11 protein-coding genes are annotated in these 13,912 nt (G+C 41.2%); 6 read left to right on the top strand and 5 right to left on the bottom strand.

Features of this window, described 5'->3' with window-relative positions; translation table 11 throughout:
* From RRG12_RS32160 to RRG12_RS32150, 3 genes are all read right to left on the bottom strand, one after another.
* The coding region (locus RRG12_RS32160; protein WP_420761984.1) for a tetratricopeptide repeat protein at positions 1-1,893 on the bottom strand (1,893 nt) is incomplete at its 3' end.
* A gap of 57 nt (positions 1,894-1,950) precedes the next feature.
* Positions 1,951-2,733, bottom strand: a complete 783-nt coding sequence (locus RRG12_RS32155) for a PP2C family serine/threonine-protein phosphatase (protein ID WP_069071186.1) — start codon at positions 2,731-2,733, stop codon at positions 1,951-1,953.
* A gap of 49 nt (positions 2,734-2,782) precedes the next feature.
* Entirely contained in the window at positions 2,783-3,457 is a 675-nt protein-coding gene (locus RRG12_RS32150; protein ID WP_069071187.1) for a vWA domain-containing protein, read from the bottom strand.
* A gap of 754 nt (positions 3,458-4,211) precedes the next feature.
* Between RRG12_RS32150 and RRG12_RS32145 the strand changes: the two genes are divergently transcribed.
* The 3 genes from RRG12_RS32145 to vapC are packed head-to-tail and all read left to right on the top strand — an operon-like array spanning position 4,212 to position 6,253.
* The gene (locus tag RRG12_RS32145; RefSeq protein WP_420761966.1) at positions 4,212-5,597 is read left to right on the top strand and encodes a response regulator; all 1,386 of its coding nucleotides are present in this window, start codon (positions 4,212-4,214) and stop codon (positions 5,595-5,597) included.
* A 54-nt stretch (positions 5,598-5,651) separates the two neighbouring features.
* Positions 5,652-5,852: a type II toxin-antitoxin system VapB family antitoxin gene (locus tag RRG12_RS32140; protein WP_069071189.1), complete on the top strand. Its 201-nt coding sequence runs from the start codon at positions 5,652-5,654 to the stop codon at positions 5,850-5,852.
* Positions 5,849-6,253 carry a type II toxin-antitoxin system VapC family toxin gene (gene vapC / locus RRG12_RS32135; RefSeq protein ID WP_420761965.1) on the top strand — a complete coding sequence of 135 codons (405 nt, stop codon included), beginning with the start codon at positions 5,849-5,851 and terminating at the stop codon, positions 6,251-6,253. The genes RRG12_RS32140 and vapC overlap by 4 nt, the downstream gene beginning before the upstream one ends.
* A gap of 49 nt (positions 6,254-6,302) precedes the next feature.
* On the opposite strand, the gene RRG12_RS32130 is transcribed toward vapC, so the two are convergent.
* Together RRG12_RS32130 and RRG12_RS32125 are read right to left on the bottom strand one after the other, a co-directional pair.
* The gene (locus RRG12_RS32130; RefSeq protein WP_069071191.1) at positions 6,303-6,485 is read right to left on the bottom strand and encodes a DUF6887 family protein; all 183 of its coding nucleotides are present in this window, start codon (positions 6,483-6,485) and stop codon (positions 6,303-6,305) included.
* The gene (locus RRG12_RS32125) at positions 6,482-6,658 is read right to left on the bottom strand and encodes a DUF6888 family protein (RefSeq protein WP_176727039.1); all 177 of its coding nucleotides are present in this window, start codon (positions 6,656-6,658) and stop codon (positions 6,482-6,484) included. The genes RRG12_RS32130 and RRG12_RS32125 overlap by 4 nt, the downstream gene beginning before the upstream one ends.
* 223 nt (positions 6,659-6,881) lie before the next feature.
* On the opposite strand from RRG12_RS32125, the gene pheT reads away from it, so the two are divergent.
* The 3 genes from pheT (at position 6,882) to RRG12_RS32110 (ending at position 13,910) form a co-directional block, all read left to right on the top strand.
* Positions 6,882-9,332 (top strand): phenylalanine--tRNA ligase subunit beta, encoded by a 2,451-nt coding sequence (gene pheT / locus RRG12_RS32120; protein WP_420761964.1) that lies wholly within the window; start codon positions 6,882-6,884, stop codon positions 9,330-9,332.
* A gap of 608 nt (positions 9,333-9,940) precedes the next feature.
* Positions 9,941-11,551 carry a P-loop NTPase fold protein gene (locus RRG12_RS32115; protein ID WP_420761983.1) on the top strand — a complete coding sequence of 537 codons (1,611 nt, stop codon included), beginning with the start codon at positions 9,941-9,943 and terminating at the stop codon, positions 11,549-11,551.
* Position 11,552: 1 nt separating this feature from the next.
* The gene (locus RRG12_RS32110) at positions 11,553-13,910 is read left to right on the top strand and encodes a WD40 repeat domain-containing protein (RefSeq protein ID WP_420761982.1); all 2,358 of its coding nucleotides are present in this window, start codon (positions 11,553-11,555) and stop codon (positions 13,908-13,910) included.
* Positions 13,911-13,912: the final 2 nt, after the last annotated feature.

The raw sequence follows: 13,912 nt of genomic DNA, 5'->3' as shown, positions 1-13,912 counted from the left end.
GATCGCTTGATTGTATTCTTGCTCATAATTGCTGCTATATTGAGCAATTTGATAAAAGACAACACCCCGCTGAAAGTAAGCTTCTGCTTTGGATACGTTAAGTTTTATTGCCTGAGTAAAATCTTTGATCGCTCTTTTGTACTCTTGTTGAGATTCACCGCTGTATTTAGCCATTTGGGCGCGGACAATTCCCCGTCTGATATAAGCTTCAATTTCATTATTATCCAGACCGATGGCCCGATTATAGTCTGCGATCGCTAGGTTATATTCTAGATCGGGATCGTTACTATATTCGGCGAGCATATAACGGGCATTGCCCCGATTCACCAAAGCTTTGATTTGATTGGGCTGGATTGTAAGAGCTTGGCTATAATCTTTAACTGCTCCTTCGTAGTCTTTCAAGTTATAGCGGGCATTGCCACGATTTACAACCGCTCTGGCATGTTTAGGTTCTTGTTCAATTGCTGCGGTAAAGCTGGCAATTGCTTTGTCATAGTCTCGCTCTTTGTAAGCTGTATAACCTTGCTGATAGGAATCAGCAAAGCTGAGTTTGTTATTTGTCTGGCGAGACTTCAATGTTTGTTGAGTGTAAGCATTTTGGGAAACCAACGGCTGAGTAAATTTAATCATTACGTCCGCATATCCCAATAAACCAAAACCCATCAAACAAAAAATAATCGGGTACAGTTTTGACTTCTTGGAACGTTTATAAGATGAACTGCTGGGAGTCATTACTGGCTGCCAGTAATTAGTTAGGTGGGGCGACATGGCCCGCTGTGGAAAACGCGGTGTCTGGGTGTAATGTTTTCTTGGTTTGATTCGCGGTTGAAGATGTTCTCTAGCTTCGATAGCCCGATGTGATGGGAAGGGGTCGCGTCCACCTAATCGCACAGTACGTTCACACCACGGACAGCTACGCATGTGGTTGTTGTAGCGATGCTGGGGATTTGTCGTGCAGGTAATCAAGGAATCTTCGGCTTCAGCGATTGCTGAGAGCCAAGTCTGGGCACTGGGACGTAGTTGTGGGTTGTTGTGACCCTCTTCAAAACAACGGACAAATAGTTCTTGTAGGCTGGGATGAAGAATTTCCCAAGGGGGTGCAATGGGTGTCGGTAGGTAGGGTACGTAACGCTTTTGGCTGTATGTGAAATGACCCGATGCAATCCGGGCTTCGTAAGGTGGTGGCTCAATAGCACCTTGAAAAATCCCCGAAAATGGGTGAGTGCCTTCCATTAAGAGTTGGAATACTAGCACCGCTAACCCAAATAAATCGTGAGAGATTTCGCGATCGTGCTGGGCAAAAGTTTTATTCTGTAGTTCTGGTGGGGTAAACTCTGGTTTACCCACTGGGCAGCGATAAACAACATTATTGCTTGGGTCGGTTACTTGGAAAGAGTCTGTGTCTATCAAAGTCACCAGTGCGGTGTCACTGACGAGGATATTGGACTCGTTCACATCACCAATACAATATCCACTAGCGTGTAAAGCTGCAAAAGCCGCCGCCAGGTTACGAGCCGTGCGGAGCAGGTACTGATAGTTGAATAGGGGGCAGTGTTGGCGACGGGTTCTAGGGTTGTAAAAGTCGATGATTGGACGCATCCCCTCGATGCGTGGCATCAAAAAGCCCAGGATGCTATTTTTGCCATCTGCTGCCCGTAATAAATCCTCTGGCCAAGCGATAGAGATATGCCCCAAACTAGCTGTAGGGTTTTCTGGCGGGTTGGCCAGCATCGCCTGGAGTTTCTCTGCATGGGCTTTGGTTGGCTTGTGGTATATCTTCGCCACCAAGTTATTATCGGATGGCACTGTGTACACACAAGCTTCACCGCCACGCCCCAAACTGACATTGAGGCTGAGGATTTCTTTTCTGGGGGAACAACGTAGTACCTGCATAATGAAATTACCGCTAACGGAAGTTATTGTAAGATGTTAAACCTGTAGATTTATCGCTCATGAGTCGTTGAATGCAGCTATGATGAGTGTCAAATCATCATCAGTGCGTTGCGTAATCCGCTCTGAGTGTAAAAATTTTACCAATTGTTCCTTGGCTACTGTCTTATCTTCGGTATTGGCTACGAATTCAAACAGCGGAAAAAAGAAGGGTTTGTGAGGTTCGCCAACAACCATATTCAAAGCCAGCATTTGTAGTCCGTCAGTAATTATACCAACATTTACTATGTCTGTGCGCCACAATCTCATCTGCGCGGTATCTAAAGCACTAGGCGAAGTTAAGAAGGTGGTTTCGTTGATATATTCACCACTGTCAGGCATAGTCAGGGCCAGCAGATTACCCATACGATCTTTTGCCACTGCCAAACCATCACCTATCTGTACTACAGCTACAACTTCTGGTGTGGCGACTAGCATAATTAAGGTAGTTGCTAAGTCTTGAGGCTGTTTGTCACACGTAGCCGCTTCAGCCTCCACAGCTTTTTTCGCCGCTAGTATGGCATCATTTAAAAGCGATCGCACCAATGCATCATCAGTCAAACTTTTTCGGGTCAGTCCTTTAGTGGAAATGTTTTCTATTGCTGTCTCCACAGCAATCATCGCTCCCACTTTCCCCAGTAATGCAGAACCCGCACCATCTGCCGCGGCCGCCACTAAAACATTATCTGATAATATCTGCCAGTGATGAGCATCCTGACATAATTGATTGTTTTTTAAGTGACTTGTACCACATACAGAAGCAGCCACAATCCGCCATTGAGCAATCTGTTTTGATATGTTCATAAATTTTTTCCAGCAGCTTGATGTTTACACAGCTAGCTGCAATTTTTAATTAAACAGTCCCCCAACCTATTGGCGGTAGTGCTACCTGTTCATCCACTTGTGAATGAGAAACAGCTGACATACTAGTTGATAGCCAGACAAACATCTCAATAAAATTTAATCCTTTGAGCTTCAGGGGTGTACGCACGGTTATTTGATTTAAACGCGTCATATTCGCATTTTCTACGCCCACTGTAAAAAATGCTACCCGTTTATTCGCCTCGTCTCCCTGTAACCGCTGGGACGCTTGCTCTACCACATGATCTAACTCACCTTGCGGTTCCCCATCAGTAATCATAAATACCCAAGGACGATAGTAAGCAATCCCATTGGCACGATACTGAGATTTCCGCTCTTGAATTATGTCCAAAGCTTTATGAATTCCTGCACCCATAGTAGTCAAGCCCTGTGCTGTCAAAATAGGTGGGTTGAATTGATCAGCAGTCACAAAATCTTGTACTACATTGATATTACTATCAAACGTGACGATCGCCACTTCTACCCGTCTTGCAGCTAAGGAATTTTTGACTAATTCATCCTTCAAACTCAGTAAACCCTGATTTAAAGCCTCAATCGGATCTCCTTGCATCGACCCAGATGTGTCTAGTAAAAGTACACAAGGACAACGTGGTTCTGGGTTCTCAGCAAATTCTACTACTTCATCAAGTCTTAATGTATCATGCATAACTTTTTGTGTTATGTTAAAATTCAACGTTTTATTTTCCTTTGTTCAAAGTATATAATTCTCAGTCGCCGAGGCGACTACAGAATATAGTATCTAGTGGTAGATGCTCTAATCTTTATTAAACAAATTATTTTCATGAAGTTCTCTATATATTTAAGATGAACTTGAACACAGCTTAGTTTAGCAAAAAAGAGTTTATCAAAACCCAGCATTACCTGTTGTAATGTATCTACCAAAAACTTATATCCACTAAACCTACAGTACAATAAATACGTAAACTTTCCTAGGTAACTTCTTAAAGATTTTATGTAGAAGAATGGTTTCTTTATCGAAAAATAATTAGCCATAATTAAGATCATTAACTTTAGAAGTATACCAGCGTAACTGCGCGAACTTGGAATAAGATTTACCTGCTTTTTGGAAGTGGGAATCAATAAACGTGATGATTAAGGTCTTCACTCAAGAGTTGTTAGTAGTGAGTAAAGCCTAGAAGCAACAATATCTACTGTTAGTCATAGCTATGACAGGTGTTTACTTTTATTCATACCCACCTACTTATTTTTTGAGATAAATTAAGTAGTACGTACAAAATGTAACAGATAGGTTGCAAAACTTATTCCTTTTAATATATATACATATTTTAAAAGAAATAAGTTGTGCATAAAGACATATTACAAAGAAGAAAATACTTCATAGCTCATATTTTCACTCTACAAATGTTCAGTTGTTGATTCCGCAAAAAAACTTGAAAAATATGAATAACTCAGGTGCATTCACCAAACTACGTCCCCTAAGTTTGTTAAGACAGTTATCAAATTGCTCCGATAGTACTTGTTTACAAGCATTGAGTAACTCAGTTACTTGGACGATTTACTTAGAACAGGGCAAAATAACTTACGCTACTCATTCCGTAGAACCCTTTGATCGACTAGAACGCCATTTGCGTCGTCTCAGCCACCAAATTCCACTCCTTACTAATGAGGTTCGTATTCAAGCAAGGTTGATGTTTGAACCTGATTCACACAGTCAGTTAATCGAAGATGACAGAAATTCCAGAAGCCATCCCCCTGAGTATCAGGCTATATCCTGGCTTATTAGTCAACAACATTTACATTCTACACAAGCAGCAGTGCTGATTCAGGAATTAGTTAAAGAGGTGATTGAATCATTTTTGCTCATCAAAGAAGGTACTTATGAATTAGCAGAACCACTTAATCGAATGCCAAAAATTTGCAGGCTAGATGTAGAAAAAATTCTAGACCGTTGTCAAATAAGATTACAGAATTGGCAGGCTTTTGTTCCCCAAATTTCTTCTCCATATCAACGTCCATATATGTTGATTAACAGTAAACTTGAGAAGCAAGACTTACCAAAACTTCAGCCAGATTTAATTAACTGGATGAAGGGCTTTAGCCTGTGTCATCTGGCCGCGATTTTGAATCAAGATGAAATTCAACTGGCTCGCAATTTATACCCTTACATCCTTCAGGGTGCAATTATCCTGCATGAACCCGATCCACCATTTGATAAATTACCAAAGATTTTTGAAGATAAATCGCTTTTCTCAAAATTAATTCCAGAGTTAGTTGACACCAAAGAAAAACTAAGTACCAGCGTCACCTCTTACCCAAATATTTCTGAAGAGAATATAGCTCCTGTTCAGCGATTACCACAGATATCTACTCCTCCAAAAGGAAACTTTCAGGAACCAACAATATCAAATAACATAAATTCTGCTTCCCAAAGAGTAACGGCTGCTACTGTAACCGCACAAAAAGTCCACAAAATAGTTTCTGTAGATGATAGCCCCACAATTCTCAAAGAAATTAGCCATTTCTTAGAAAATGAAAATTTTTCTGTAGTGACTATCAACGATCCACTAAAAGCCGTTTTATCAATTATAAGGCACAAACCGGACTTAATTTTGCTGGATTTAAACATGTTAGGAATCGATGGTTATGAATTGTGTCGGATTATACGAAATAATTCACTATTTCAGAAGACTCCTATCATCTTCGTCACTGGAAGTAAAGGGATTGTAGACAAAGTAAAAGCGAAATTAGTAGGAGCATCTGGCTATCTGACTAAACCGTTTACCCGCGCCGAATTACTGAAAATAGTCTTCATGCATTTGACTTAAATTAACTACTCCAATGAGTTTTTACTGCACATTATTTTATGCGATAATCTACACATGACTACTAATCTAGAAATTGACGAAAACTTAATTAAGGAAGCTCTCGAACTTGGTGGTCATCCAACTAAGGATGCTGTTGTAGAAGAGGCATTAAGAGAGTATGTACAACGTCGAAAGCAACTGAAAATCCTGGAGCTATTTGGTACGATTGAATACGAAGATGATTATGACTACAAGCAACAGCGCCAAAGTGGATGAAAGTCATTGTTGATACTTCAGTCTGGTCTTTAGCTCTCAGACGCAATTATAAAGTTGACGACTCACCCCATGTTGTCGTGTTGCGAGAATTAATTACTGATGATCAAGTTGCTTTAGTCGGTGCTGTTCGGCAAGAAATACTCTCAGGAATTCGTGACGCAAACCAATACAATCAGCTAAAAAATTATCTCCGCGCATTTCCCAATATTGAGTTAGATATGGAAGACTATGAACTTGCTTCTAAATTTTATAATACTTGCAGAAGCAATGGTATTCAAGGTGCAAACACAGATTTTCTAATTTGTGCCGCAGCCTCTCGGAGAAATTACACAATAGTAACCACAGATAAAGATTTTGAGAATTTCAGTCAGCATATTCCCATAACATTGTTTCAATGCTAGGTCTACGCTACTTAACCCTACACTCAAATTAGAGGATAAAGGGTTTTGCTTATAATGCCAGTCTTTTCCTTAACTCAGCCTCTAACTGTTCGCCTGTGCTAACCACAACCCTATTTGGTCTGGCTCTAACAATCCTTAAATAGTGTTGAAAAGCTTCTTCATCCTGGGGATGATGCTTTACATATTCCCGTAATTCCGCTTCAGTTAATTGCTGATAATCTAAATTACTCATTGGATGATTTCCTCTCCATTACTCAAAATTTCTACTTGAATTGTTTGGCCTATTAGCACTACTATTCTTTGCGATCGCTTGTCGTACCTGGTTAGCTCAATTGTTTGTAGTAGGTTACTTACTCGCACACATAAATCGTAGAAAGCTTTTAACTGTTCAATCGTGGGTTCCATTTGTATAGATTAGCTACTGAATCTCTCGTAGCAAACATCTAACTCACATTGACTGACACAAGTCAAGACGAAAAGAAAAGATTAGCATGAGAGATTGTTCTGCCAGTCTAACGTAGTAGGATTGTTCAAGTGAAAGGGTACGCTTTGCAGGATGAGTAGCCATCGAGCGCTTCTTGCACCCTAAAATAAGAGCAAAAGACGATTCCTAAAACAATCACACTCCATGCGTATTTCTCTAAATTGGCTGCGCGAACTAGTAGAGATAAAACTAAGTCCAGAAGAATTAGCCGAAACCCTGACAATGGCAGGGTTTGAGGTAGAAGATATTGAAGACCGCCGCACTTGGGCAAATGGCGTGGTGATCGGGAAAGTGCTTGAGCGTCAACCCCATCCCAACGCCGATAAATTGAGTGTTTGCCAAGTGGATATCGGTGCAGATGAGATTTTAAATATTGTCTGTGGCGCTGCCAATGTGAAGGCAGATATCTATGTACCTGTGGCAACTACGGGTACTTACTTACCCAATATTGATTTAAAAATTAAACCTGCAAAACTACGTGGTGTCCCATCTCAGGGCATGATTTGTTCTTTAAAGGAACTCGGTTTGCCTACCGATGTAGACGGAATTCATATTTTTACCCAGGAAAATTTACCATTGGGTAGTGATGTGCGGCCGCTGTTGGGTCTAGATGATGTAATTTTAGACCTTACCGCAACTGCCAACCGCGCTGATGCTCTAAGTATGGTTGGCGTAGCACGGGAAGTAGCAGCTTTGACTGGTGGAAAGTTGAGCATTCCTGAACCTGGTGAAGTCTCTATTCCCAAAAGTGCCGGAAATTTAGCTTTAAAAATTGCCGATACCCAAGCTTGTCCTGCATACATTGGTACGGTAATTGCACAGGTGAAAATTGCTCCATCTCCCGAATGGTTGCAACAGCGTTTACGCGCTGCTGGTGTACGTCCCATCAGTAATGTGGTGGACATTACTAACTACGTTTTGTTGGAATGGGGACAACCACTGCACGCCTTTGACTGCGATCGCCTAAAATCTGTTGCAAGTAGCGAAAATTTAACCATCGGCGTCCGTTTCGCCACTGCGGGGGAATCCCTCAAAACCCTAGATGGACAAACTCGCACCCTAGCATCCCAAAATTTGTTAATTACCGCTAACGACAAACCTGTTGCACTGGCGGGAGTCATGGGTGGAGAAGAAACAGAAGTCCACGCAGGTACTCAAAGCCTAGTTTTAGAAGCAGCTTTATTTGATTCCGTGGCAATTCGCCGTTCTTCCCGGAGTGTTGGGTTAAGAAGTGAGGCTTCTGGCAGATACGAACGGGGAGTTAACCGCGCTGAGTTGGAAATAGCTAATCGCCGCGCCTTATCTTTAATTAGCGAATTAGCGAATGGAATTTTTGTCCAGCAAGAAATTGCCGACACCCGCCCCGATCCGTCTACCTGGAGTCGTTCTATCGCCCTGCGTTTAGACCGAGTTAATCAGATATTGGGGCCAATTGAATTAGAAGAGGATACAGGTGAACTCCAAGAACAAGATGTGGAGCGCATCCTGACTGCATTGGGATGTAATTTAACTCCTTCAGGAGAAGATAGCAGCCATCAACCCACATGGTCTGTCTCTGTTCCACCTTATCGTTACCGCGACTTAGAGCGAGAAATTGATTTAATTGAAGAAATTGCCCGTCTCTATGGTTACAACAAATTCTGTGATACTCTACCAGAAAAAGCGGAAGCTGGCTATCTGCCTTTAGATCAAGAACTAGTTCGCAAGTTACGAGCTTTCTTGCGGGCTGAAGGGTTGACAGAATTAATCCACTATTCTTTAGTCAAACCAGGAGAAGACAGAAATATAGTCCTGTCAAACCCCTTATTTGTCGAATATTCAGCGCTACGAACCGATTTGTTATCTGGGTTAATTGATGCTTTTCAATACAATTTAGAGCAGGGTAATGGTGCGCTGAACGGCTTTGAAATCGGGCAAATTTTCTGGCGAGAAGAAGATGGTTTGCAAGAGACAGAAGCCCTTGCAGGGATTGTGGGAGGGGATATTTCCCTTGGCAAATGGTCAAAAAGTGGACGCGAAGAACCCATCACTTGGTTTGAAGCCAAAGGCATTTTAGAAAGTGTATTTCGGCAACTTGCCTTGGAGGTAGAATTTCAACCCGATCGCCGCGACGATCGCTTACATCCAGGACGCACCGCTTCTTTGTGGATTCGGGGTAACAGACTGGGTATTTTTGGGCAACTCCATCCCCAACTGCGACGAGAAAAAGGTTTACCAGATTCCGTTTATGTTTTCCAGTTGGATCTAGATGTACTTTTAGATTCGCTAGGACAAGATGAAGTTCTTGTGCCAACATTCCAGCCCTATTCTACCTATCCAGCTAGCGATCGCGACATCGCCTTTTTCGCACCCGTGAAAATCTCAGTTGCCGAAATTCAAAAAGTAATTACCAAAGCGGGTAAAGATTTGCTCGACTCGGTGGAATTATTTGATGAATATCGGGGTGAAAATGTCCCCGAAGGACAGCGGAGTTTAGCATTCCGCTTAATTTATCGGGCTAGCGATCGCACTCTGACTGAGGCAGAAGTTGAACCAGTACACAATAAAGTCCGCGAAGCTTTAGTGGAAAAATTCGGCGTGAACTTGAGAAGTTAGAAGTTATAAGTTATATCATGTCCGGCTGATTCTGGTCGAATTACCCCCCTTAATCCCCCCTTGCCAAGGGGGGAAAAAGAAATCTAGTTCCCTCCCCTTTCCAAGGGGAGGGTTAGGGTGGGGTAAAATCCTGGTTAATCAGCTATTTCAGACTTGTTGACACGCCAAAATAGCAAATGGGTTCACCGAAATAGCAAATGGGTTCACCGAAATAACAAATGGGTTCGCCGAAATAACAAATGGGTTCGCCGAAATAACAAATGGGTTCGCCGAAATAACAAATGGGTTCGCCGAAATAGCAAATGGGTTCGCCGAAATAGCAAATGGGTTCGCCGAAATAGCAAATGCGATCGCCGAAATAGCAAATGAGTTCGCCGAAATAGCAAATGAGTTCGCTGAATCAACTCGGTTAAGGTTTTTTGATGAAAATTTTAGATCACAAAGATGCGATAAATCATCACAAAGACGCGATAAATCGCCGTCTCTTGCCTTAACCTAATCCCACTTGCTTGAATAAAGCAGTGTTACATCTATACTACTACTCAACAGTAATTACTGTATAATTTGCTCTGATGCTACTCGTAAAAAATAATTTTTCGGGAATAAACATGATAGAGTTTGCCGCAATTACTTCAGCGATTACTCCCATAATTAAAAAATATGCTCCTCAAGCCGGCCAATTAATCATTAAACAAGCTCAAAAAAACGAAGCTGTTATCAAAATTCTCAAGGAATTAGGACTCAACCCTACCCAAATTCCTGATGATGTTGATACTGTTTATGTTTACGCTCTGGTAAGGTATGGCGTATTTAAACCTGAAGCAATTTTAAACCTGTTTAAAGAGAAAGTAATTAAAGATTATTTTTGGGATGCTTACAGTTCTAATGCTCCCTTTAAGTTTGTAGAAGATACCAAAAATTTTATTAATAAAAATAGCGAACTCAAAACTCAGATAAAGAATTCTCAAATTGAATTTTTGGTTGAATTAGATAAGTTTTTGGGTGAGTTAGAAGAATTTGGGGAAGCTTTTATTGCAGTTGCTAAACAAACAAGTTCCTCAAAATTTCAGCCCTATCCAGATTGGGATTTAGATGTTTATCCCAAAGAGTTTAAAGCCTTAATGTTTGAGAAAACTCGCTTATTTTGCGGTCGTGATTTTGTTTTTAATGCTATTCAAAAATTCCTCAAAACTCAAACCAAGGGTTATTTTACTGTAATTTGGGATGCGGGGATGGGTAAAAGTGCGATCGCTGCTAAATACGTTTTAGCTACTAGATACCCTTGTTATTTTAATGTTTTCGCAGAAGGACGCAACAAACCAGAAAAGTTTTTAGACAGTATCCGTAAACAGTTAATTAAGCGTTGTTCTCTCCAAAATGCAGACAACGCCGATTTAAGGACTTTATTGCAAAAAGCCAGTGAAGAATTAAAAGGACAAAAACTTGTAATTGTTGTTGATGCACTAGATGAAGTAGAACAAGAAGGAAATGGTAATCTTTTAGATTTACCACAAAATATTCCTGATGGAGTCTATTTTTTACTGACTAGACGACCTTATAATCCAGAAACAAAACGTTTAACTTTGTCTCCAGATACTCCTGTAGTTGAATTGGATTTAAGAAAAAACAAATATAAAGATTTTAGTGCAGAAGATGTGAAAGATTATCTGCACCTATTTCTCAGTGCTGATAAAGACTATAAAGAGAAATTGAGAAAATGGATTACAGACCGCAATATTGCTGAACATAACTTTATTGAACAAGTTGCAGCTAAAAGCGAAAATAATTTCATGTATTTGCGTTATGTATTACCTTGGATTGCTGAAGGGGAATATAGTGATTTGACCTTACAGGGATTACCACAAGGTCTTAAAGATTATTATAAAGTTCATTGGCTGCGAATGGATATGGAAAATGAATCCAATGAAATGAAAGTGAAAATCTTGTATATGTTAGTAGAAAGAGGTGAACCTATATCTTTAAAGATGATTGCAGAAATTCTCGATCGAGATGAATATGATGTGAAATTAGTTTTAAATGATTGGGTGGAATATGTAACACCAAAAATTAATGAAAATGAAAAAACAACTTATTATAGTATTTATCATCGAAGTTTTCTAGAATTTCTCCAAGAGCAAGACAAACTAGCTAAAGGTCGAAGATTATTTAAAGAAGTTAATCAACGTATAGCTGATTACCTGGCGCAGGGGATTGCATAAAATGGGTGAACTTGCTACTAAATTTGCCTTACAAACAGACGAATTTAAAAATTTATTTCTAGGCAAATTTGCTGAAAGCAACTTAAAAGCAGGTAACTCGCAGAAATATTATCAAATTCTCACAAATTTTGATTTTATTTTTCTGAAAATTCAATATCCTCAATTTGGAGTAGAAGCCCTAATTAGAGATTATAATTTGGCTTGTAATCCAGAGGTATGGGAGAATTTAGGGGAAGAAAATAAACTAGACCCTGAACAAATCAAAATCCTGAAATTAATTCAAGATGCGCTACAGCTATCAGCCCATGTTTTGAATGAAAACCAAACCCAATTAGTAGGACAATTATGGGGAAGGTTGCAGAGTTTTCCCCAGCCAGAAATTCAGAAAATATTGGCAGATGCGGCACAAAGTAAAAGTGAAATTCCTCGATTTCGCCCCATTACAGCCAGCTTAACCAATCCAGACGGAAACCTACTGCGTACCCTGACTGGTCATAACGACTCGGTAATGTCAGTAGCGATCGCCCCAGATGGAAAAACAGCCGTTTCTGGTTCACATGACAACACCCTGAAAGTGTGGAATTTACAGACCGGAAAGGAAATCTCTACCCTGACTGGTCATAACAGCTCGGTAAATGCAGTAGCGATCGCCCAAGATGGAAAAACAGCCGTTTCTGGTTCACGTGACAAGACCCTGAAACTGTGGAATTTAAAGACAGAAAAGGAAATCTATACCCTGACTGGTCATAACGACTCGGTATTTGCAGTAGCGATCGACCGAGATGGAAAAACAGCCGTTTCTGGTTCTGATGACAACACCCTGAAACTGTGGGATTTGCAGACAAGAAAGGAAATCTATACCCTGACTGGTCATAACGACTCGGTATTTGCAGTAGCGATCGACCGAGATGGAAAAACAGCCGTTTCTGGTTCTGATGACAACACCCTGAAACTGTGGGATTTGCAGACAGGAAAGGAAATCTATACCCTGACTGGTCATAACAGCTCGGTAAATGCAGTAGCGATTGCCCCAGATGGAAAAACAGCCGTTTCTGCTTCATCTGACAACACCGTGAAAGTGTGGAATCTAAAGACAGGAGAGGAAATCTATACCCTGACTGGTCATAAGGAGTGGGTAAGAGCAGTAGCGATCGACCGAGATGGAAAAACAGCCGTTTCTGCTTCTTATGACAACACCCTGAAACTGTGGGATTTGCAGGCAGGAAAGGAAATCTCTACCCTGACTGGTAATAACGACTCGGTATATGCAGTAGCGATCGCCCCAGATGGAAAAACAGCCGTTTCTGCTTCATCTGACAACACCCTGAAACTGTGGGATTTGCAGGCAGGAAAGAAAACCTTTACCCTGATCGGTCATAACGACTGGGTAAGTGCAGTAGCGATCGCCCCAGATGGAAAAACAGCCGTTTCTGCTTCATCTGACAACACCCTGAAACTGTGGGATTTGCAGGCAGGAAAGAAAACCTTTACCCTGATCGGTCATAACGGCTCGGTAAGTGCAGTAGCGATCGCCCCAGATGGAAAAACAGCCGTTTCTGCTTCAGGTGACAACACCCTGAAAGTGTGGAATCTAAAGACAGGAAAGAAAATCTTTACCCTGACTGGTCATAAGGAGTGGGTAAATGAAGTAGCGATCGCCCCAGATGGAAAAACAGCCGTTTCTGCTTCAGGTGACAACACCCTGAAAGTGTGGAATCTAAAGACAGGAAAGAAAATCTTTACCCTGACTGGTCATAAGGAGTGGGTAAGAGCAGTAGCGATCGCCCCAGATGGAAAAACAGCCGTTTCTGCTTCTTATGACGGCAGCCTGAAAGTGTGGAATCTAAAGACAGGAAAGAAAATCTTTACCCTGACTGGTCATAAGGAGTGGGTAAGTGCAGTAGCGATCGCCCCAGATGGAAAAACAGCCGTTTCTGCTTCAGGTGACAACACCCTGAAAGTGTGGAATCTAAAAACAGGAAAGGAAATCTCTACCCTGACTGGTCATAACAACTCGGTATTTGCAGTAGTGATCGACCGAGATGGAAAAACAGCCGTTTCTGGTTCACGTGACAAGACCCTAAAACTGTGGGATCTAAAGACAGGAAAGGAAATCTTTACCCTGACTGGTCATAACGACTCGGTAGGTGTAGTAGCAATCGCCCCAGATGGAAAAACAGCCGTTTCTGGTTCACGTGACAAGACCCTGAAACTGTGGGATCTAGAGACAGGAAAAGAAATCTCTACTTTTATTGGTGATAGTCATATATATTGCTGTGCAGTTTCTCCAGATGGATTGACGATTATAGCAGGAGAACCATCAGGGCGTGTTCATTTCCTCCGTTTAGAAGGGGGTTAAAA

It is taken from the genome of Nostoc sp. CALU 546 (genome assembly GCF_048836525.1).
Note: the sequence above shows the minus strand (reverse complement) of the source record. Positions and strands in the feature narration are given on the sequence as shown.

Excerpts from the sequence above, each read along its gene's own strand:
- pheT (WP_420761964.1), top strand. The coding sequence starts at position 6,882 with ATGCGTATTTCTCTAAATTGGCTGCGCGAACTAGTAGAGATAAAACTA.
- RRG12_RS32150 (WP_069071187.1), bottom strand. The coding sequence starts at position 3,457 with ATGCATGATACATTAAGACTTGATGAAGTAGTAGAATTTGCTGAGAAC.
- vapC (WP_420761965.1), top strand. The coding sequence starts at position 5,849 with ATGAAAGTCATTGTTGATACTTCAGTCTGGTCTTTAGCTCTCAGACGC.
- RRG12_RS32115 (WP_420761983.1), top strand. The coding sequence starts at position 9,941 with ATGATAGAGTTTGCCGCAATTACTTCAGCGATTACTCCCATAATTAAA.
- RRG12_RS32140 (WP_069071189.1), top strand. The coding sequence starts at position 5,652 with ATGACTACTAATCTAGAAATTGACGAAAACTTAATTAAGGAAGCTCTC.
- RRG12_RS32110 (WP_420761982.1), top strand. The coding sequence starts at position 11,553 with ATGGGTGAACTTGCTACTAAATTTGCCTTACAAACAGACGAATTTAAA.
- RRG12_RS32155 (WP_069071186.1), bottom strand. The coding sequence starts at position 2,733 with ATGAACATATCAAAACAGATTGCTCAATGGCGGATTGTGGCTGCTTCT.
- RRG12_RS32125 (WP_176727039.1), bottom strand. The coding sequence starts at position 6,658 with ATGGAACCCACGATTGAACAGTTAAAAGCTTTCTACGATTTATGTGTG.
- RRG12_RS32145 (WP_420761966.1), top strand. The coding sequence starts at position 4,212 with ATGAATAACTCAGGTGCATTCACCAAACTACGTCCCCTAAGTTTGTTA.
- RRG12_RS32130 (WP_069071191.1), bottom strand. The coding sequence starts at position 6,485 with ATGAGTAATTTAGATTATCAGCAATTAACTGAAGCGGAATTACGGGAA.